Raw genomic sequence first — 20994 nt, 5'->3', positions numbered from 1 at the left:
CATCCCATACAAAAAACGTGAAAATGCTAAACTGTTCACGTTTTTTGTATGGATGCTGTTATATACCCTCTCCTGCTTTATATCCCACACATAAAATAAATTTCTAAAAATAATTTAAAACTATCCATATACCAATACGTAAAGAAAAATATATTGTAACTTCCTCTGAAAAAAGCTAAAATAAGAATAAGAATTTTCTGAATATTCTAAGAGTAGGTGATTGTATGTCCTTATTGCGCTCACATATATGTAAATTTATAGCCGGTGTTTTGATTATTTTTGTCATAAGTCCCCTTCCAGCATTATTCATTACACATAATTACTCCTACTTAACTGGATTTGTAAGCATTTTTCATAATTTAGCACAGCCTTCTTCCATTTCAATTCCAACAATTGATTGGATGCATGAGCCTATCCTTTTCTCAGCAAGTCAGCTTGTACATACACAAAATATACTACATACCTCTAACCATTCGTCACCACTGTTCCCCTACATATGGGAAATATATTTTTTATCAATCGTTCGTTTCACATTCACTCTTGTAATCGGTTTCTTTATAAGTCTAGGAATTGGCCATCTATTTTTAAAAGCACCAAACTCATTAAAAAAGTGTAGTTCTTTATTTCGCTGGATACCGTATTCTTTTGGCACTGTGATATTACAATGTTCAGTCCTATTATCACTTCTCTACATATCTAAATTCATAAAGTTTCCTTTCTTCTCTTCTTTTATCATCGTATGTAGCACTTCTATGATAATCGTTATGCAAGCAATTAAAAAATGGCTACCGTTCTTAAATACTACTAATGAATACGAAATAAAAAATTCATCTTTCCTTGTTGATACGTTATTTATTGCGCTTACTTCCAATCATAAATCTATTTTGAGTTCCATTATTCTTTCATTCGTTTTTATGGAATGTATTTTTCATACAAACGGACTATTACAATTTATCGTCCAATTTGGTAGAAATGCACCTATAGTTGTCACAATTGGTTTATTACTACTTTATATTCCATATAGCATCTTATCGTTTCTCCAAGCTTTATGGACAACAAACCACTCTAAACAAAACACGTATACTTTAACTAGAAGTATTTCGAAACCATAACATAGAATAACCATCTACTTAAATTAAAAGTAGACGGTTATTCCTATTATATAGAGGACAAAATAACAGCAAATTAAAAAACTACTATAGAAACCTACCATTATTTACCCATTTTCTTTGACTAATCTTTTCATTTGGATTTATTATAAAAGTATAACATAATTACAGGAGGTGACATCTTTATTCCAAATTAGGAATAAAGAACACACTTGGACATATTAAATATTTTTCTCATCTTTATACTTATCCTTATTTCTGGTTTTTTCGTTGCTTCAGAATTCGCTGTCGTAAAAGTACGAAAAAGTCGAATTGACCAGCTTGCTAATGAAGGTAATAAACAAGCATTAGCTGCAAGAAGCGTTTTATCTAACTTAGACGTTTATTTATCCGCTTGTCAGCTTGGCATTACTATCACCTCTTTAGGACTTGGTTGGCTTGGTGAACCAACTGTGGAACATTTACTGCGACCACTATTTGAAAAAATCAATATTACTGGAACAATGGCTAACACGTTATCCTTTATTATTGCTTTTAGTGTGATTACTTTTTTCCATGTTGTATTAGGCGAGTTAGTTCCTAAGTCTTTCGCAATCCAAAAAGCTGAAGCAATCACATTAAAATTTGCAAAACCGCTCATATTATTTGATAAAATTATGTATCCGTTCATTTGGCTTCTCAATAGTGCAGCTATATTTTTCACAAAATTACTCGGTTTAGAGCCTGCGAAAGAAAATGAACTTGCCCATTCCGAAGAAGAACTACGACTCATTTTAGGTGAAAGCTATAAAAGCGGCGAAATTAATCAAACCGAATATAAATATGTAAATAATATTTTTGAATTTGATGATCGTGTTGCTAAAGAAATTATGGTACCTAGAACTGAAATGGTTTGTTTATCTACTGAAAATACGTTAGAAGAAAATATGAAAATCGTTGCAACTGAAAAGTATACACGTTATCCTATTATTGAAAAGGATAAAGATGATATTATCGGAATGATAAATACGAAAGAGATTTTTCATAATCAAACAAAAGGCATTTACAAACCACTTGATGCCTACATACATCCTGTTTTAACTGTATTTGAAACAGTTCCCATTCGTAAAACGTTAATACACCTCCAAAAGAACCGCGTACAAATGGCGATTGTTATGGATGAATACGGTGGAACTGCTGGCCTTTTAACGATGGAGGATATTCTTGAAGAAATTATCGGTGAAATTCAAGATGAATTTGACGCAGACGAATCACCGATGATTGAAAAGCGTACTCCTAAGCTTACTGTTTTAGATGGGAAAGTACTCATTTCTGAAGTAAATGATATGTTTGGCCTACATATCGATGAAAGTGACTTAGATACAATTGGTGGTTGGCTTCTCTCTCAAGCAATTGATTTAAATATTGAAGCTGGCTATTCAGTTGAATATGATGGTTTTCAATTTAAAGCATTAGAACTTGATGGGCATCAAATTAAAAAGATTGCTGTACATAAATTAGATACTACAAAGGAGTTATAAAGTGACTGTTTTACTAACAATTTGTATCATTGCTTGTTTCATTGTTTCATTTCTTGCCTTTATATACCCCATTATCCCTGGCATCCTTGCCGTATGGGCTGGCTATTTCATTTATCATTTTGGAATAAATGGTGGAGAGTTAACGACATCTTTTTGGATTATTCAAGTCATTTTTACACTCTTCATTTTCGTTGCTGACTTTATTGCAAATGGATACTTCCTAAAAAAATACGGTAGTACAAAATCGGGCGAACGTGTTGGTATGGTTTCTATCATTGTTGGATCGTTCTTCTTCCCACCATTCGGGCTTATTATCATACCGTTCTTATCTGTATTTATTACGGAACTGATGCATAAAAAGGCGCCAAAAGACGCCCTTTTAGTCGGAATTGCAACTGTAGTCGGTTTTTTAAGTAGTACAGTAGCGAAAGCAATTCTCCAAATCATTATGATTATCATCTTTGTATGCTATATCATTTTTTAGCCATCCCTATTTTGGGATGGTTTTTTAATATGAAATACCTACTCGACTTTTCTCGTATAAGCTTTTATTACGTAAACTCCATGTAAAATGAGCTGTATCACCAACTGTGATTTTCGATCCATCTGTTGGCAACATATCTTGTTCAGTTCGATATACACCGGTTACATCACCATCTATTAAATGCGTCGGACAAACAACAGTCCAACATAGTTTACTATTATTCAGCGCTTCATAAGTAGCTAAATGATCTTCCGCAGCTGTTGTCATTTTTCTTTTCGATTCTTTTGATTGGAAACGATATATACTTGGGTTTGTTCGTGCTTGTAAAATACCAGCAGTTCCTATTGTAACAATTTTCTTTATGCCCTCTTCTTCCATTTGCTTTATAATAATCGGTACACTCTTCTCTAACGTCCCATTCCGATCAGTTCCAAGAGCACTAATTACAATATCACATCCTTTAATCGCTTCCTTTATATCATCTCCGCTTAATACATTTCCCTTAATAACTTGCAACCTTTCATGCTCTATTTCCACTTTACTCAAATCACGAACTAATACCGTTACTTCATATGAATCTTGTAATGCCAATTTCATAATTTGTGATCCTACTCTACCTGTCGCTCCTAATATGCATACTTTCATATATTATCCCCTCTTCAATTCTTTCTCTCTATTTTTCCCTAATACATACAAATATACAACAAAAAAGCTTCCTCGTTTATGTGAGGAAGCTCTATTATTTATTTCTTTTCTTTCGAATCAGAAGACTTGTCTGTTCCGCTTGTTTCTTTATCTTTCTTTTCATCTTGCTGCGAAGTTGTGTCATCCTCTTTCTTTTTATCCCCATCTTTACTACAACCTACCATTAATAAAGAACTTGCAAGTGCCATAGCAGTTAATGACTTAACCCATTTGTTCATTTGCGTTTCCTCCCTTTGATAGAATATGTACAATCCCATATTACTCTTTTTTTTTAAAGGGAAGATTTAAAAATAGTAAAGATACAGTAAACTTTTGTAAATTTTCGGATAACACAGCCAATCCTTAATCCTCCCATTCTAATTAGACATAAAAAAACTAAGGCGCCTTTCATTCCACCTTAGCTTTTCACGCGAATTTTTCACTTTCATATACATGTTTAATCTTATATTCCTTCTTCACAACATATTGCCAAACACTATAAGCATAACGATTCATTTTCACAAAACAATTTTCCAGAAAAGAACGAAACTCCGGGTTCGCAACTTCTACTGCCACTTGAGCAAACTTTAATGCTAATCGTTTCAAATGTGTAATATAACAAATAGCAATCCCAGTATCCCCTGTATACTCATTATCTGTTTCCCTATCCATTTCAGTAAATTCCGGCCACATTTGTTTACAAGTTATATGTTGTATATTTTCTCCTTCTTGAAAATTCACTTGTTCATTATATGCTTGTAACATATACGGCAAATGATGCTGCAAAATATCTTTTAATTCTTCATCTCGAACCTTGCTCGTGTATTCTCCAACTTTATATATAAGTGTGTAACTATATGTCATCAATTCTTTCATACAATCCATTAAAGCGCCTCCCTGCCTATTTCATCTCTATACTATAAATATGATGCGATAACATTTGATATTCTTGCTAGAAACCAATCCCATCTACTAATTTTCTCAAAATCTTCTTCAGAAAATCGTTTTGATTTATGAAAGTCTTCTTTTAATCGACTCCAGACGTCAGCAACGACTGTCTTATCATATATGAAACAGTTAGATTCGCTATTTAAGTAAAAACTTCTATTATCAAAATTTGCTGTACCAATATCAACCATTTCCTCATCGATGATTGTTACCTTTCCATGAAAAAATCCATTTCGATATTGATAAATCTCCGCTCCAGCATCTAACATGTCTTTCAGATAAGGATAGGCAGCCTGTTTTAGCAATACTGCATCACTTTTAAATGGGACGAGGATTTTTACATGGACACCACGATTTAATGCATCTTTCAGCCCCTTCACCATTTCTTTACTCGGTACAAAATATGGTGTAGCGATAATTAAAGAATGTTTTGCCTTCTTTAAAAACGCTCCATACTCCTTCCATAAACCTTTTCCATTCGAAAATACGTATTGATATTTTACATTTCCTTGTACAGGTAACTCTTGATGTATAGGAAACTTTTCTCCCGTATCTTCTTGCCAATCTTCCGCAAACTTCCGTTCCATATCAGTAGCTCCATTCCCTTCGATGCGTACATGATAATCACGCCACGGACCAAATTTAGGATCCTGTCCAAGATATTCCTTTCCGATATTGAAGCCACCAATGTACGAAACTTTCCCATCTATAGTAACAATGCGTCTATGATTACGTTGATGCAAAGAATAAAATAAGTTTTTTAATTTAGGTTTTTTACTAAATGTAAACTTCACGCCTTTTTCTTTTAATTGATTAATTATCTTTTTCTTAAGCTTATATCCGCCAATGCGGTCTACTGACAATTTCACATCTACTCCGCTAGATGCTTTTTTCTCTAATAACTGTAAGAATTCTTTACTTACCTCATCTTTACCTACAATATAAAAATGAATATATACATTCTTTTCTGCACGATTTATATCCTCAAATAAGCTTCTATATAACTCATCACCGTTCGTATATACTTGAAAATCCCCTGATCGGATTTTTTCTAATTCATATCCACTAGCCATTTTCTTCCCCATTTCCACATCAACGTTCATCCATATGAATACACCTATAAAACAAATTATTACAATTAAAAAGTGCTTCATGGATACGTTCCTTTCTCTAACTACTGTTATTCCTATATCTTTCCTTTTTTAAAACATTATCATACAAAAAATATGTCATTGCATGATATACGTCCATATCAAACAGGAGCTCATCTGCATATTGTATGTTGTATCTTAAAATAAAAGGAGGAAATAACAATGGGCTTCGCACATGGTAATGGATTTGCGCTACTAGTCGTATTATTTATCCTCTTAATTATCGTCGGTGCTGCTTGCTTCTGCTAAGCAGTTATTGTAGTACGATATGGGGATGAAAAAACTATAAAAGCGGACACCTATTTTTAGGTGTCCGCTTTTCATTTCAAAAATCTCCTAACCTATTACAAAATAGTACCACTAGGAAAGTATTTCACATCAAAAAGTTAGCAGTGTAGCTACCTTCTTACTCTCTGCCTTACGAATATGGCGCTGTTCTGCACGTGATACAGCAATTCGATGCAATTCTTTCTCCTCTTCTGTCTCAGGGATAACACGCGGTACAGGAACTGGATTATTCTCCTTACTAAGCGCAACAAAAGTAACGAATGAAGTTGCTGCTACACGTTTTTTACCTGAAATTAAATCTTCTGCTACTACTTTCACAAATATCTCCATAGAAGTTCTTCCCGTCCAAATTACGAAAGATTCATAACTAACACAATCTGAAGAACGTACTGGATGTAAGAAATCTACCCAATCCATAGACGCTGTGACACATTCCATTCTCGAGTGTCTCGTTGCTGAAATTGAAGCAACCATATCCATCTCCGCCAATATCTTTCCACCAAATAGCGTGTTATGATCATTTAAATCCGTTGGAAATACTCGACTCGTTTTAAACACTCTTGATTCATTAGCTGTTTTACCCTTTACTTCAGTCATTGTTATCACCCCTTTAATTATTTATCTCTAATATCCCAATATACACTACACCTCATGAACTACACGTTTAATATTAACAATTTTTAGAACTTTTAGTCCACAAAAAAGAACCGATTTTATCAATCGGCTCCTCTAAATACATATTGTTCTTTCGGCTGTTCAACTTTATTCCATTTCGTTACTTCTAACACTGGAATATTCGCATGAAACGGCTGATAAAATTCAGTTGAAATTTCTCCCTCTATCTGAATCCAATCATCATTTTTCCACTCTACACCTTCTGGCTTTTTAACTAACATACCATATACACCCGAATCGGCAACACAATGTATAATGCCGAAACGGAACAAGAAATATTGTTCCTTTTTAGAAGAGTCATCTCGGAAAACAAATCCTTTATAAGACAGGGTTTTACCAGTAAATTCACCAGGATAATTATAAATTGTCTCCATACCCTTTAAGAAATCTTCATCTTTTAAAGTGATATTATCTTTCGTAACAAACTCTTTCTTCCCTTTTTCCATTACACCACGGTATCCTTCTTTCCCGTAATAAATGCTCGTGTCAGGTCTTAGAAATTGCCTTGTCATAAATGGATCTTTACTTTCTGCTTGCGCTACTGGAAAATGGAATCCCTTCGCCTTAACAATATCGGAATCTAATGTTGCAATTGGGAAAAACAATCCTGTAATGATTGGAAAACAGAATAACGTGTAAGAAAACACTTTTTTCCACCATGTATTCTCATCTTTCGAATGATCATGCCCGCAATGACTATGATCACAACTACAATCATGTTTCTCTTTTTCTTTTTGATGTTCTTTTTGGAAAACGATAATAATTTGTACAATCGTTAAGAAACCTAAAATAATAGCTGCAGTTTTTGATAAATAGGCGTACTTCATATTTATATACTTCGTAATATTACCGGAAATATGAAGCTGTCCAATTAAAATTGTAAAACCTAATAATATATATGCTCGAAACATAACCTACCACCCCATCACATAAATGAGTAGTGAGCTTGCATAAACAACAAGTGTAACTGTAACCGTCACAATAATTACAAATTTTGTTTTAAATGTCGCAAGCATCATAAACATATTTTTAATATCCACCATCGGTCCATATACAAGGAACGCGACAAGTGACGCTGTTGAAAATGTACTTTGGAACGAAGAAGCAATAAATGCATCCGCCTCTGAACAAAGTGATAAAATGAAAGCAAGTCCCATCATTACAGCTGATGAAGAAAACGGACCTTGTCCAATAGCAAGCAATGTTGAAGTTTGTACAAACGTTTGAACTGCAGCAGCAATTAACGCTCCTAACACTAAGTATTTTCCCATTGAGAAAAATTCCTCAACAGCATGTGTACATACATCCCACATTTTTGTACGTAACGGACGCTTATGATTCACTTCTGGGAAGTGATCATCTCTTAATTGATGTTCTTTAAACATAAATGATAATATAATTCCAACGATAATTGCTACGATAATCGCTACAATAGAACGATACCATACCATGTGCATACTACTTCCAAAAGCAACATATGTTGCAAATAATACAACTGGATTAATAATCGGTCCAGTTAACATAAATGCAATTCCTGCATAGGGTGGAACCCCTTTTCCGATTAATCGTCTTACAATCGGAACAATTCCACATTCACATCCAGGAAACATCATACCTAAAAAAGTAGCTAATAAAACAGACAGAAATCGGTTTTTAGGCATCCATTTTGCCACCATATCTTCTGTCACAAACATTTGAATGAATCCTGAAATAAATACACCAATTAGCACAAAAGGAAGTGCTTCGATTAATATTGAGATAAAGATTGTATTCATTTGCAGGAATGCTTTCGGTAATTGAAACAATTCCATGATGTATTTCCTCCAACTTTTCATTAACAATATGTAATTTTAACCCCATTTCATTATTTGAACAAGAGTTATATGGAATTCATAACCTTCATACACATTACATTTCACAAGTTATATTCTGTTCCAAAATTGAGATTTCATAGCAAAAAAAGCTGCGCTAGCACAGTTTTATAACTATGCTAGCGCAGCTTTCCTATCATTAAAAGTAACGTTTCTTCCAAAAAACAAATGCTAAAGTGAAAGATAATGTTACACATATTATAAGTACAATTACAAAACCATGTGCTTCCCCTTCAAACGGAACCTTTACGTTCATTCCAAAGAAACTAGAAACCATCGTTGGTAATGATAAAATGATTGTAATAGAAGTCAACAGTTTCATAACACTATTTAAATTGTTAGAAATAACCGAACTAAATGTATTCATCATTCCACTTAAAATGTGACTATATATTTCCGCCATTTCAATAGCCTGCTTATTTTCAATTAATACATCTTCTAGTAAATCTTGATCGTCTTCATACATTTTCAAAAATGTACTGTTTCGCATTAATTTTTGAATTACAATTTTATTTGCCTTTAATGATGTTGTAAAATAAACTAAACTTTTTTCAAGGCCGAGCAATGTGAAAATTTCTTTATTTTTCATCGACTTATTTAATTGGTGCTCTAAATCGATTGTTTTTCGATTAATTTGCTTTAAGTATCTTAAATAATAAGTAGAAATTGTATATAAGAGCTGAAGTGCGAAGCGCGTCTTTTTAAACGTATAAAATTCTTTAATACGTTGATTAATAAAGCGTTCAAAAATTGGATTTTCTTCTAAGCAAATAGTAACAAAACAATCTGGCATTACAATCATACCTATTGGAATCGTGTCATAAATTGAATTTCCTTCTTCATCATGTCTGACTGTCGGAATATCCACGATAATTAAAGTATTATTGTCTTCCTTTTCAATACGAGAACGTTCTTCATCATCCAAAGGATCTTTAATGAAATCTAAGTCTACATTTAAAGTTTGTACTAGATACTGAATTTCTTCTTCTGTTGGATGAAGTACATTAATCCAGCAGCCCTTTTGCATTTCCTCAATCTCTTGTAGTTTTCCGTTTCGGTCTGTTAAATAAATATTTAACATACTATCACCCCGATTCTTTTTACATGTGGGAATCTACCTCACTTAAACAACAGTTTTTGAACCGCTATTTTCAGCATATGAAACAAACGATTAAATTTCAATAGAAAAATTATTTTGAAAACGTTTTTTTAAGAAAAATCTTGTAAACATAGAAAAAGACAGAGTGTTCTCTGCCTTTAAAAAAGCTTATGTTGCCTTTATAACATATTTAGAAAGCATCCACAAGTTAAAGCCGACCGAAATCGTATAGCCAGCGTATGTTGAAATGATAAAACTTACATAATCAAAATACGGTAGCAATACAATATTTAAAACTATCTTCACAGTTATTCCGATTACTAATCCTAGCACTGTTTTCTGTTGTTGATTAATTCCTTGTAACATGGCAGCGGTTACTGTAAATAGTGAGAATAGTATACAAGCAGGAGCATAGTACTGCAAAATAATACTGCCCATCTCCGGATCATTTCCAGCACCAAATAAAAGAGTATACACTGGTTTTGCTAAAATCATCATTCCAATCGCCGCCGGTACGGTAATTCCTACCACTAATAAATTTGTCCTTGTAAAGTGTTTATACAGTAGCTTCTCATTTCCCGCTGTATAAGCTTTCGTCATCTCAGGTACAAGGGACATACTAAAAGCTGTTGCAACAGAAACCGGGATAAGTACAACCATCTGAACAAGGCCAATAATCGCATTAATCTTTTCTGCTTCTCCTTGCATATATCCTACTTGTATAAGTAGCTTATTAATTGTAAATGTATCAATCGTCTGATATAACGGAATCGCTAATCCAACTACAACGAAAGGAATAGAATATGTAAACAGTTCTCTATACAACGAAAAAAAAGTTTTCGTCGTTTGTGGTATACTGGCAATCTCTTTTTTCTTTAAATGTTTTCTCCTTCTCATATAATACGCACTTAAAACACTTAATCCACCTAGTGCTCCCATAAATGCTCCAAACGTTGAAATACCAACTGCCAACGAAACAGAAGCTTTTATAACATATAAAACGACAAAGCTTCCTATCAAAATAGTTAAGACCCGAAAAAATTGCTCTACAACTACACTGAGCGCAGAAGGTCCCATAGATTGAAAACCTTGAAAGAAACCACGTAACAAGCTCATTACAGGAACGAGTATTAACGCAAAACTTACAATTTGAATATTGTGCGTGACAGCTACCACACTATTCCCCGACTGATCATTTCCATCAATCACAAGTTTAGCTAAATGTGGTGCTAACATATATAATGCTAAACAAGAAATAACGCCCATAATGACCATAAAAACGATACCACTCTTTAGCACCCTCTTAACAGTGTGATAATCATTGAGTTGATCATATTTTGAAACCATTTTTGAAACGGCAAGTGGCAATCCCATCGTTGCAATACTAAGCATAATTGTATAAGGACGGTATGCATACGTATATAATACGTACCCACTCGTACCCACCATTGCTGTAAATGGTATAACATATATAAACCCTAACATTTTAGATATCATCGTTGCCATCGTTAAAAATATCGTTCCACGTAAAAACGGTGATCCTTTCATCACATTCCCCCGCTACGCTTTATTATTACACATTATGGACAACTCCTTTTTTTTAGAACCCAAACAATTAAAAAAGCCAATGAAAAATCATTGACTTTAACGCGCTGCTTTTTTCTTTTTTAAATACTTTAAACCGAAGTATAGAGCAACAAAGAGAACAGCTCCTATAATTATGTAATGTGTGTAATCAGATGCATACTCTTTAATGTGTCGCCAATTTCCACCAAGCTTTTCACCTAAGTATATAAATAGTATTGACCATGGGATAATCGCAACTACTGTATATAGTGTAAATAGTTTTAACGGCATTTTAGCTAATCCTGCTGGAATAGAGATTGCATGACGTACTACTGGGATAAAGCGTGCAGAAAAGATTACTCCTGCTCCGTAACGCTTAAACCAACCTTCCGCTATGTCTAAATGGTGTTTATTAATAAGTAGATATTTCCCATATTTCTCTACAACCGGACGCCCTCCGTAATATCCAAGCCAGTATAAAAAGATTTGGGCTAAAGTACCACCAATAGTTCCGGCGATAACTGCACCGACAAAACTAATTTTACCATCCGCTACTAAAAATCCAGCATACGAAAGTACAATTTCACTCGGGATAATTTCAATCATTAAAGCTAGTGCTACTCCAAAGTAACCTAAGCTTGCAAAAAATTGCAATAACTGATCTATTATGCTTGCTAACATTTTCTTTTCTATCTCCTTTTTCTTCACATACCATTCTATTATCACATAAAGATTGGCATCTGCCAATATCTTCATTTTAACAATATGTACAATTCTAGCAGTATTAATCTATTATTTTTTCTTTCTGCGGGTCTTTCATGTAGGCAAACATTTCTTTAATTTGCTCTTCTGTATTTCTAGCAATTGATAAATTAGGCAATTCATTCTCATCAAAAAACTCCACATCTTCTGTTTCAATACTAGTTTTCTTTTCGCCACCAATAATCTTACAGCCAATAAAAATTTTATATACATGTGTTGCTGAAGGCGATGGTTGATGTTTTTCTTTATCAAATATAGCGAGTAGCTTAAAATCATCCACTTCATAGCCCGTCTCCTCTAAAACTTCTTTTGCTGCTACTTCTGTTGGCGTATAACCAACATCAGCCCATCCACCTGGCAATGCCCATTTCCTATCACTTTTTTCTTTCACAAATAATAGTTTTTCATTTTGAAAAATAACTGCCCGTATATCAACTTTAGGTGTTTGATAGCCTGTCTCACTTGCAAATAAATTCTCTACTACTTCCCAATCTGTCTTTGTATAATGTGACATCATTGAAACTGAAATGTCCCGTAATTGTTGAAAACGCTCTATATCATATACATCCTTAGAATACGTTAAACCCGCTTGAGCTATAGATTGTATTTGTTTTACCCAATCAATCCACTTGACCGTCATGTTTCCACATCTCCATTCTTTATTAAGTAAATATTACGTCAATTAAATTGATACATCTTTATTATACAAAAAAAGAGATTGATAATGTTCCAATCTCTTTCAAAATTAATCCAATTCATGTAAGTGGTCTTGTATATACTTCCTTCTTTTATTTATATATTCATCAATCATATCAGCTTCTTGATCAAATGTTTCTAATTTTTCTTTCATATATGGATCTTGTAGTAAATATGGACGAATCGATTCACACAAACCTTCTACTTTCGGCATCATAAACGAAACGGTAAATTGTTCTTCTAATATTTCTTCCAAAATACTTCGGTATTGTTTTCTAAATACAGGTATATCTAACAATCTTGCACTTAACGTATTATAACCTTGAATACGAATATATTCATGATTAAGTGGTCTCCCTTGTACATCTCTCCCCCAAGTCGCATCATAATCCCACGGTATCACTTCAAATAAATTTGTCTCATCGTTATGATATAGTGCATAGTTATGAACGAAACCATCAAAGTTTTGCGTAAAAATAACTCCAGCTAACCATCGTAAATATTTATCTACATGTAGAAACTTCCCGATTTCTTTTTCATAATCTTCCCTCGACAAAGTATTCGCTTGAAATACAAATTCACTCAGTTGTTCTTCACTATTTTCATTCGAATATTTAAATTCATAACCCGCAAAGAGCTCTGTCTTAACATCTTTATCTCGCTCACTCATTAACGAAAAATTCGCATCATCATCTATCGCATAATAAATAGAACCACTCGGTAACCCTCTATTTTTCAAAAAGTTTTCATCAACTGATTCTAACTGTAAATACACACCTTGAATTTGACCATTAATTTTTATAAATACATGTTGTGATTTTGGCGAAAGTACACCAATATCATGAAAAAAATCTAAAGATAATTTATTTCGTATGAGAGACGGATCCATAAACTCAGAATTCAAATGAAACTCTTTCGCGCCTTGAAATTTTTTCGGTTTATAAAACATAACATGATAAGACTTTTTCTCAAATTCGCGAATATGAGCCCCTCGGTATACGATATCAATGTCATACTTCTTTTTTCCATAAGTTAATTTTGCTGGCACTGGACTATCTGACCAAATGTCCTTTTTCAATTCCACTAAGTACATTGGATGAACAAAAAAATCATATGAAGGCAGCATGTTTTCTCATCCCTTCTCAGTTCTCTTCATTCAATGTATGCGCCTTGTCTTGTCCATACATCCGCTATCATCTATTTATATAAAATTACACTCTTGTCCTGTTCAGAAAGACTTCATCTCTCATATCATGTTAAGGAAAAAGAATACCTTTTCAATTTAACACTCGATAAGGAGGATTTCTATGAAACGTGATATTAGAAAAGCTGTTGAAGAAATCAAAAGTGCTGGTATGGAGGATTTCTTACACCAAGATCCAAGTACTTTTGATTGCGATGATGATAAATTCTCTCATCATAAATGTACAACTGGGTGTAAATGTACAACTGGACGTAAATGTACAACTGGGCGTAAATGTCCAAGAACAAGATGTACTCGCGTAAAACATTGTACTTTCGTTACAAAATGTACTCATGTTAAAAAATGGACGTTTGTTACGAAATGCACTCGTGTACGTGTTCAAAAATGGACTTTCGTTACAAAAGTGACGCGTAGAAAAGAATGCGTTTTAGTTACAAAACGTACTCGCAGAAAACATTGTACGTTCGTTACAAAATGCATACGCTTTGAAAAGAAATTTTTCTGGACAAAACGAAGTTTCTGTAAAAAATGCGAATTCTTCCCTCACGGACACGGTAGCTCTTGCGATGATGATTGTGATCATGGTAAAGACTGTCACGATGACGGGCACAAATGGAATGATTGCAGAGACGGACATAAATTCCCATCTTGCAAAAACAAGAAATTCGATCACTTCTGGTATAAAAAACGTAATTGCTAGTTTTTTATGTCCACCAAAAAAGGTCGCTTTGCGACCTTTTTTACGTTTACTGAAAATGACTTATATCTGCAAATTGTTTTACTTTACCACGGTTTTCATCAAATTCAATCACACTAAGACTCGCGCTATGCATAAATGGCTCTTCCCATACATGTTCAATTTCAAAACCTGCAAAATGCCCTACGAGTAATTTCGCTGCTGCAGCATGAGTAACTATTAAAATATTTTCTCCTTTATGCTTTTCTAAAAGAAAGTGTATCCCTTCAATTACTCTTTTATGAACGGCCGCAAAGTTTTCCCCTGATGTTGACTGAAAAAGATGTGGTTCATTCCAAAATAAATGTACTTCTTCTGGATATTGCATTTCCAAGTCAGCAATTGTTTGCCCTTCCCATATCCCCATGTTTATTTCATAGAAACGTTCATCTTCTATAATTGGAAGATCGCGTTCCCCTTTAATCAATTCGGCAGTATGAATCGTTCTTTCACTTGGACTACTATATATGGCGTGGAGAGGTAAATCCTTCATACGCTCCCCTAATTGTTTCGCTTGTATCATACCATTCTCAGTTAAGGCTGAATTTTTTCGTCCTTGCATCCGCTTTGCTACATTCCATTCTGTCTCACCGTGCCTTGTTACATATACTGTTGTCTTCATTTCCTATTTCCCCCTTATCATTTCGGCCGCAATTCCCACGGCTCTACTCTCCCTACAATCCATTCTGTGCATTTACTTTCAATTCCTTTTATAACACCGTCAGCTATCTCTTCATGAGTAAGCCACCTTGCATATGTATCTTCTAAAATAAACCCTAATATAACTCTGTAATAACTACATAATGCCCCGCCTATTTTTTGTGACTTCGTACGTGATGCACTACTACCTAATATATGAAATAAACTGTACTTTTCCGACGACAATTCTACCTCATTACAAATGAGTCGTAATGCATGCTTTGCACTAGAGTGTATCCAGGCAACAACTAATGTTATTGGACCATTTTGTTCAATTGTATTTGTAATAGATTGCTTTACATCATCGTCATTTTGATAATCTAAAGGAAGGCACGTAATATTTCCCGGTACAGAACTCACTTGCTTAACATTTTCCAATTTCGTACTATCTCGTCCAATAATAGAAACATGAAACCCTTGATCACAAAGCCACATAGAAACTTTCTTTAGCATTCCTGTTCCACCAATTACAAGCGCATGCAACTTCTTCCCCCCTTAGTAAAATGTCATATGAGGTTTCTCATCTCTATAATAATTTAGACGGTCTTGTAACGTCCCTGAATGAAACTCAAATTTATGACCATCAGGATCAACAAAATATATAGACTCACAATCTCTCACATCACGCTCTCTTCCTTGTAAAATATGAACTTTATTTTCTTCTAATCGCTGCAGTAAGCGTTCAAAGTCTTCTTGTTCAACAGAAAACGCAATATGCGTATAAGATTGATGAATCTCATTTCTCGGAATATGTGTTTCTTCATTAAGCGCTATCCATACTCCACATATATTAAAATATGCAAGTTTTCTCCCCTTGACTAATAATTCTCCTTCCAATACTTTCTCGTAAAATGTAATAGAGTTTTCTAAATTGGACACTGAAAAACAAAGATGATTGATTCCCTTTAACAACTCTAATTCCTCCTATACAAATAAAAGATGAGCGAAAATTCACTCATCTTTTATTATACTATTTCTTTGTAATATATGCCCATTTATAACTGAAGTCTCCACCAAACGTATGGTTAGCGATACCTTTTACATATGTCTTCTCTAAATAAGCCGTACTTTGCTGATACGTAGGTGAGATTGCAGCATCTTGACCAATTAAGATTTTTTCAGCTTCTGCAAGTGCTTTCCAGCGTGCTGCGTCATCTTTTAGTAGTTCTCCTTTTGATTTTGCTACTAAATCATCGTACTTCGGATTTGAATAATCCATTTCATTAAATGAGCTTCCAGTAACGAACATATCAATATATGTCATTGGGTCTGGATAATCTGGGCTCCATGCAGATAATGAGAATTCATATTCAAATTTCTTTTCTAAATCTAACTTCTGCTTATATGGTTGTTGCTTCAAATTCACTTTAATACCAGGTAAGTTTTTCTCTAATTCTTCTTTAATAAAGTCGCCCACTTTTTTACGACTACCGTTATCATCATTTAGTAATTCTACTGTAATTGTATCTTGACCAAGTTCTTTCTTCGCTTCTTCCCACAGTTTTTTTGCTTTCGCAGCATTATCTTTACTGTCACGGAAATTTTTATTTACAGTACGGAAGTCTTTTCCATCTGGTCCTGTCGTAAACTTTTCAGGTACTAAGAAATACGCTGGCAATGATCCATCATTCAAAATTACATCCGCAATTCCTTTTTTATCGTACGCTAAATCAATCGCCTCACGAACCTTTTGATTTTTAAACGTTGCATTTTTTTGATTAAAACGTAGGAAATACATACGTGGGTCTAGCTTCGTTTTAAATTCATCTGGTTTATTCTTTTTATATTTGTCTACAAACTCAGAACTTAAAATGACACGATCTGCTTGATCACTATCATATAAATTTACCCCAGTACTTGTCTCTTTTACTATACCCACATTAATTTCTTGTAATTTTACAGTATCTTTATCCCAATAATTTGGGTTTTTCTTTAACTGGTAACTTTGTTCATGTTTCCATTCACTCATTGTAAATGGTCCATTGTACAATAATTTATCTGCTTCTAATCCGTATTTATCCCCTTGTCCTTTTACATACTTTTCATTTAATGGGAAGAATGTAGGGAACGAAGTAAGCTCAAGGAAATAAGGTGCTGGTTGCTCTAATTCTACTACCAACGTTTTATCATCCTTCGCTTTAACACCTAATTGATCCGACGGTACTTCTCCTTTATTTACTTTCTGTGCATTTTTCACATCAAATAAAATAAATGCATATTCTGCTGCTATTGCTTTATCTAATGTACGTTGCCATGCATATACAAAATCTTGTGCTCGAACTGGATCACCATTTGACCATTTTGCATCACGTAATTCAAATGTATATGTCTTTTTATCTTCACTAATCTTCACGTCTTTGGCCATACCTGGAGTTGGTTTATTATCTTTATCTAGACGATATAATCCTTCCATTGCATTTACAAATACACGGAAAGATACAGAATCTGTTGATTTAGATGTATCCATTGAAGGAATTTCAGCTGTTTCTAGTAAGTTTAATACTTGCTTATCCGCTACTCCCTTACCTGCTTCTTTCTTCGTTGTAGATGCCTTCTCCCCATTTCCGCAACCTGCAACCAATACACTAGCCGATAATGCAACTGCAGCAATCGTTGTTACCTTTCTCTTCATTCTTCCTTCCCCCAATCTATATGTATAAGTTAAAACTTGTATAATATATTTTATTATACAAAAAATTCTGATTATTTTAAATATTTATTTTCATAAAAAGAAAAAAAGCGGTCAGAAATTGCTTTCCCTCCGCTTTGTTGAATAGCATTTACTTGCAATCCATCCTCTATTTCAAACGGATTTTGAACCTTGAATATTTCTTCCATCATCTTCAAAAACTCTTCTTCATTTTTAGATTCACCATTAATCGTAAGGGAATATGGCTCAATTTCACTCAATTTATAATCAACAATAAATTGAATTGTAACTTTTTGTCTTGGCATCCCTGGGCTGTATCCTTGAAATTCTACTAATTCCATACCTTCCGAACCACGATAATATATCCACCCTGAATTTTGAAAATAGCTTTCAAACGATTCACCAATCGAAAAGAACGGATATTCATAAAGCGAACTTGTACGTACTTTTTGTATAATATCTCGATCAGTCGGAAAAAAGAAATGACTGAAAAAAATACTAGCAACTGCTAAAATAGTAACGATTGTTGCTCCCATTTTACTCGTTCCACCACTATCACGGATGAGATAATTTTCAACCGATTCATCTTTAATTCCCCGTGCTTTTATTCGATATATACGCCTTTCTGCAAATTGATAATATAATCCATTTGCAAAAATCCCCATCCCAAATAGAATGAAAATGAGTAATAAAAACGTAAGAGGCACCATATTAACGATTGGCAACGCTACGTTGAACCCCATATAATAAGAAAATGCATCACATGCTACTAATAACAGTATAAATAAAGCAGCAGGTACGTAATACTTGCGATATCCAAGCCAACCTACATTAAAAATAGCAGCCAGACCATTCCAGCTCCACCTAGCAATTCGCTTATTCTCAAGCTCCCATTTTCTTTTGTAATATGGATATTGTCTCCCTACATATACTTCTAATTCTTTGTCTATTAGCGAGCTTTCTTCACCTTGTTCATTATGCAGGTTTCGTTGACAATTTGCACAATTCAGCTGATCATTAATACAAGGTCGCCCACAATTTATACATTTCAAAACAATCCCTCTTTCCATCCATACTTCATTGTGAACTACCCACCACTTAGTATCTCTTACGAGCTTACCCCGAAGTGGGGGCTTCTCGGTTCATCGTTACTTTTGATAGCTAACGAATTTGTCTTAGGACAGCCGAGCTAACTCCCTCGTTCCAAAGGTTGTTTCTTACGATTTATTTAAAATACCTTCATGTTTCAATAACCACTCTTTCCTCCATAAACCACCCGCATACCCAACAAGTTTTCCACTCTTTCCTATTACACGATGGCATGGAACGATAATTGAAATTGGATTCCGGCTATTTGCCCCTCCTATCGCTCGTACAGCTTTCGTATTCCCAACCTTCTCCGCAATATCTAAATATGAAGCACTTACGCCATACGGAACAGTGTAAAGTGCATCCCATACATTCTTTTGGAATGGTGTTCCTTCAGCAGACAATGGAACTGTAAACTCTTTTCTTTTTCCTTCAAAGTATTCATCTAATTCATTTATACATTGTTCAACAAGTTCATTTTTATGTTCTTCTTTTCTATCTTCAACAAATATAACAGACGTAATTCCTTCTTCGTTCGCTGTAATTTCTAACAAACCTAATTCACTATCATAATAAGCCTGGTACATATGTCATCCTCCAATTCATTACATATTATTTATTGTAACACGAATAGACGAAATTTTTCGTATAAGCGTTTTATTAGGGAAACAAAAAAGAGGATGATACAATGTAAGAAAATTCAATCAAGGGGGATATTTGATGGAGTTTCAACTCTTTTCACCTTATACAATTAAGGACGTTACGCTAAAAAACCGTATCATTATGTCACCTATGTGCATGTATTCATCAGAAAATGAGGACGGCCAAATAACTAATTTTCATCTCGTCCATTATGGAACCAGGGCTGCTGGCCAAGTAGGTTTAGTTATGATTGAAGCAACAGCTGTGTTACCTGAAGGACGAATTTCTAGCAAAGACTTAGGCATTTGGGATGACACTCTAATTGAAGGCTTACATAAAACGACAACATTTATACATAATAACGGTGCAAAAGCAGCCATTCAACTCGCTCACGCCGGAAGAAAGGCTGAATTAGAAACAGATGCTTTCGCTCCCTCAGCAATTCCGTTTAACGATAGAATGAAAATACCAGTAGAAATGAATAAAAAGCAAATTAAAGAAACTGTTTCTGCTTTTCAAAAAGCAGCTTTACGCTCTAAACGAGCGGGGGTTGACGTTATTGAATTACATGGTGCTCACGGTTATCTTATTAATGAATTTCTTTCTCCGCTTTCCAATAAGCGGACTGATGAATACGGGGGCTCACCTGAAAATCGCTATCGTTTCTTACGCGAAATCATCGATGCTGTAAATGAAGTTTGGAACGGACCGTTATTTGTTCGTATTTCAGCAAATGATTATCATCCTGACGGGTTAACGGTTCAAGATTATGTGCAGTATACAGGATGGATGAAAGAACAAGGGGTAGATTTAATCGATTGTAGTTCTGGTGCTGTTGTACCTGCACATATTGATGTGTATCCTGGTTACCAAGTACAATATGCTAAACATATTAAGGAGCATGTTGACATCGCGACTGGTGCGGTAGGATTAATTACAACCGGATCACAAGCAGAGCAAATTTTAAATAATAGCGAAGCAGATTTAATTTTTATCGGACGCGAGTTACTTCGTAATCCATACTTCCCAAGAATAGCTGCCAATGAACTTGGCTTTGAATTAAAAGAACCATATCAGTACCGACGAGCACCCGGGAAAATTAAAACTAATAAGTAAAACCG

General features: G+C 34.3%; 24 protein-coding genes. 6 read left to right on the top strand and 18 right to left on the bottom strand.

Going from position 1 to position 20994, the window contains the following annotated elements; all coding sequences use genetic code 11:
- Positions 1-224: 224 nt before the first annotated feature.
- The 3 genes from ABH959_RS03135 (at position 225) to ABH959_RS03125 (ending at position 3113) form a co-directional block, all read left to right on the top strand.
- Complete coding sequence (locus tag ABH959_RS03135; protein WP_113938293.1) at positions 225-1112, top strand: hypothetical protein; 888 nt, start codon at positions 225-227, stop codon at positions 1110-1112.
- Positions 1113-1321: 209 nt separating this feature from the next.
- Positions 1322-2629, top strand: a complete 1308-nt coding sequence (locus ABH959_RS03130) for a hemolysin family protein (RefSeq protein ID WP_113938292.1) — start codon at positions 1322-1324, stop codon at positions 2627-2629.
- A 1-nt stretch (position 2630) separates the two neighbouring features.
- Positions 2631-3113: a DUF456 domain-containing protein gene (locus ABH959_RS03125; RefSeq protein WP_000217328.1), complete on the top strand. Its 483-nt coding sequence runs from the start codon at positions 2631-2633 to the stop codon at positions 3111-3113.
- Between the two features lie 24 nt (positions 3114-3137).
- Here ABH959_RS03125 and ABH959_RS03120 read toward each other — a convergent pair whose 3' ends face one another.
- The 4 genes from ABH959_RS03120 to cls all read right to left on the bottom strand — a co-directional run bounded on the left by ABH959_RS03120 (position 3138) and on the right by cls (position 5899).
- Positions 3138-3758: an NAD(P)-dependent oxidoreductase gene (locus ABH959_RS03120; RefSeq protein ID WP_113938291.1), complete on the bottom strand. Its 621-nt coding sequence runs from the start codon at positions 3756-3758 to the stop codon at positions 3138-3140.
- Positions 3759-3856: 98 nt separating this feature from the next.
- Positions 3857-4036 (bottom strand): hypothetical protein, encoded by a 180-nt coding sequence (locus tag ABH959_RS03115; protein ID WP_002065008.1) that lies wholly within the window; start codon positions 4034-4036, stop codon positions 3857-3859.
- A 187-nt stretch (positions 4037-4223) separates the two neighbouring features.
- The gene (locus ABH959_RS03110; RefSeq protein WP_113938290.1) at positions 4224-4682 is read right to left on the bottom strand and encodes a spore coat protein; all 459 of its coding nucleotides are present in this window, start codon (positions 4680-4682) and stop codon (positions 4224-4226) included.
- A 32-nt stretch (positions 4683-4714) separates the two neighbouring features.
- A complete protein-coding gene (cls, locus tag ABH959_RS03105) occupies positions 4715-5899 on the bottom strand; it encodes a cardiolipin synthase (RefSeq protein WP_113938289.1) in 1185 nt (394 codons plus the stop codon).
- 159 nt (positions 5900-6058) lie between these two features.
- On the opposite strand from cls, the gene ABH959_RS03100 reads away from it, so the two are divergent.
- Entirely contained in the window at positions 6059-6145 is an 87-nt protein-coding gene (locus ABH959_RS03100) for a YjcZ family sporulation protein (protein WP_000505094.1), read from the top strand.
- Between the two features lie 129 nt (positions 6146-6274).
- Here the strand turns inward: ABH959_RS03100 and ABH959_RS03095 are convergent, their stop codons facing one another.
- The 8 genes from ABH959_RS03095 to cotH all read right to left on the bottom strand — a co-directional run bounded on the left by ABH959_RS03095 (position 6275) and on the right by cotH (position 13979).
- On the bottom strand, positions 6275-6781 hold the full coding sequence (locus ABH959_RS03095; protein ID WP_113938288.1) for an acyl-CoA thioesterase: 507 nt from the start codon (positions 6779-6781) through the stop codon (positions 6275-6277).
- A 119-nt stretch (positions 6782-6900) separates the two neighbouring features.
- Positions 6901-7770, bottom strand: coding sequence for a TIGR03943 family putative permease subunit (locus ABH959_RS03090; protein WP_002012447.1), 870 nt, complete (start codon positions 7768-7770; stop codon positions 6901-6903).
- A 3-nt stretch (positions 7771-7773) separates the two neighbouring features.
- Entirely contained in the window at positions 7774-8670 is an 897-nt protein-coding gene (locus ABH959_RS03085) for a permease (RefSeq protein WP_113938287.1), read from the bottom strand.
- Positions 8671-8869: 199 nt separating this feature from the next.
- Positions 8870-9811, bottom strand: coding sequence for a magnesium transporter CorA family protein (locus tag ABH959_RS03080; RefSeq protein ID WP_000932386.1), 942 nt, complete (start codon positions 9809-9811; stop codon positions 8870-8872).
- A 186-nt stretch (positions 9812-9997) separates the two neighbouring features.
- Positions 9998-11377: a putative polysaccharide biosynthesis protein gene (locus ABH959_RS03075; protein WP_113938286.1), complete on the bottom strand. Its 1380-nt coding sequence runs from the start codon at positions 11375-11377 to the stop codon at positions 9998-10000.
- A 96-nt stretch (positions 11378-11473) separates the two neighbouring features.
- A complete protein-coding gene (gene uptA, locus ABH959_RS03070; protein ID WP_000881203.1) occupies positions 11474-12076 on the bottom strand; it encodes an undecaprenyl phosphate transporter UptA in 603 nt (200 codons plus the stop codon).
- Positions 12077-12179: 103 nt separating this feature from the next.
- The gene (locus tag ABH959_RS03065) at positions 12180-12797 is read right to left on the bottom strand and encodes an NUDIX hydrolase N-terminal domain-containing protein (RefSeq protein ID WP_113938285.1); all 618 of its coding nucleotides are present in this window, start codon (positions 12795-12797) and stop codon (positions 12180-12182) included.
- 105 nt (positions 12798-12902) lie between these two features.
- Positions 12903-13979, bottom strand: coding sequence for a spore coat protein CotH (gene cotH, locus ABH959_RS03060; RefSeq protein ID WP_113938284.1), 1077 nt, complete (start codon positions 13977-13979; stop codon positions 12903-12905).
- A gap of 181 nt (positions 13980-14160) precedes the next feature.
- Between cotH and exsB the strand changes: the two genes are divergently transcribed.
- The gene (gene exsB, locus ABH959_RS03055; RefSeq protein WP_113938283.1) at positions 14161-14757 is read left to right on the top strand and encodes an exosporium protein ExsB; all 597 of its coding nucleotides are present in this window, start codon (positions 14161-14163) and stop codon (positions 14755-14757) included.
- A 46-nt stretch (positions 14758-14803) separates the two neighbouring features.
- Here the strand turns inward: exsB and ABH959_RS03050 are convergent, their stop codons facing one another.
- The 6 genes from ABH959_RS03050 to ABH959_RS03025 form a co-directional block, all read right to left on the bottom strand.
- On the bottom strand, positions 14804-15415 hold the full coding sequence (locus tag ABH959_RS03050; RefSeq protein ID WP_113938282.1) for a phosphoserine phosphatase 1: 612 nt from the start codon (positions 15413-15415) through the stop codon (positions 14804-14806).
- Positions 15416-15432: 17 nt separating this feature from the next.
- On the bottom strand, positions 15433-15975 hold the full coding sequence (locus ABH959_RS03045) for a short-chain dehydrogenase (protein ID WP_002064997.1): 543 nt from the start codon (positions 15973-15975) through the stop codon (positions 15433-15435).
- A gap of 12 nt (positions 15976-15987) precedes the next feature.
- Positions 15988-16404 carry a FosBx1 family fosfomycin resistance bacillithiol transferase gene (fosB, locus tag ABH959_RS03040; protein ID WP_113938281.1) on the bottom strand — a complete coding sequence of 139 codons (417 nt, stop codon included), beginning with the start codon at positions 16402-16404 and terminating at the stop codon, positions 15988-15990.
- Between the two features lie 58 nt (positions 16405-16462).
- Positions 16463-18124, bottom strand: a complete 1662-nt coding sequence (locus tag ABH959_RS03035; protein ID WP_113938280.1) for a peptide ABC transporter substrate-binding protein — start codon at positions 18122-18124, stop codon at positions 16463-16465.
- A 71-nt stretch (positions 18125-18195) separates the two neighbouring features.
- A complete protein-coding gene (locus ABH959_RS03030) occupies positions 18196-19194 on the bottom strand; it encodes a DUF2628 domain-containing protein (RefSeq protein ID WP_113938279.1) in 999 nt (332 codons plus the stop codon).
- 165 nt (positions 19195-19359) lie between these two features.
- Positions 19360-19818, bottom strand: a complete 459-nt coding sequence (locus ABH959_RS03025; RefSeq protein ID WP_002086069.1) for a methylated-DNA--[protein]-cysteine S-methyltransferase — start codon at positions 19816-19818, stop codon at positions 19360-19362.
- Between the two features lie 133 nt (positions 19819-19951).
- Between ABH959_RS03025 and namA the strand changes: the two genes are divergently transcribed.
- On the top strand, positions 19952-20989 hold the full coding sequence (gene namA / locus ABH959_RS03020) for an NADPH dehydrogenase NamA (RefSeq protein WP_113938278.1): 1038 nt from the start codon (positions 19952-19954) through the stop codon (positions 20987-20989).
- The last annotated feature ends 5 nt before the right edge of the window (positions 20990-20994 follow it).

The sequence above is a fragment of the Bacillus sp. RC51 genome (genome assembly GCF_044908115.1).
Classification (GTDB): Bacteria; Bacillota; Bacilli; order Bacillales; family Bacillaceae_G; genus Bacillus_A; species Bacillus_A mycoides.
The sequence above is the reverse complement of the archived record's forward strand: the minus strand, read 5'-3'. Positions and strand labels throughout refer to the sequence as shown.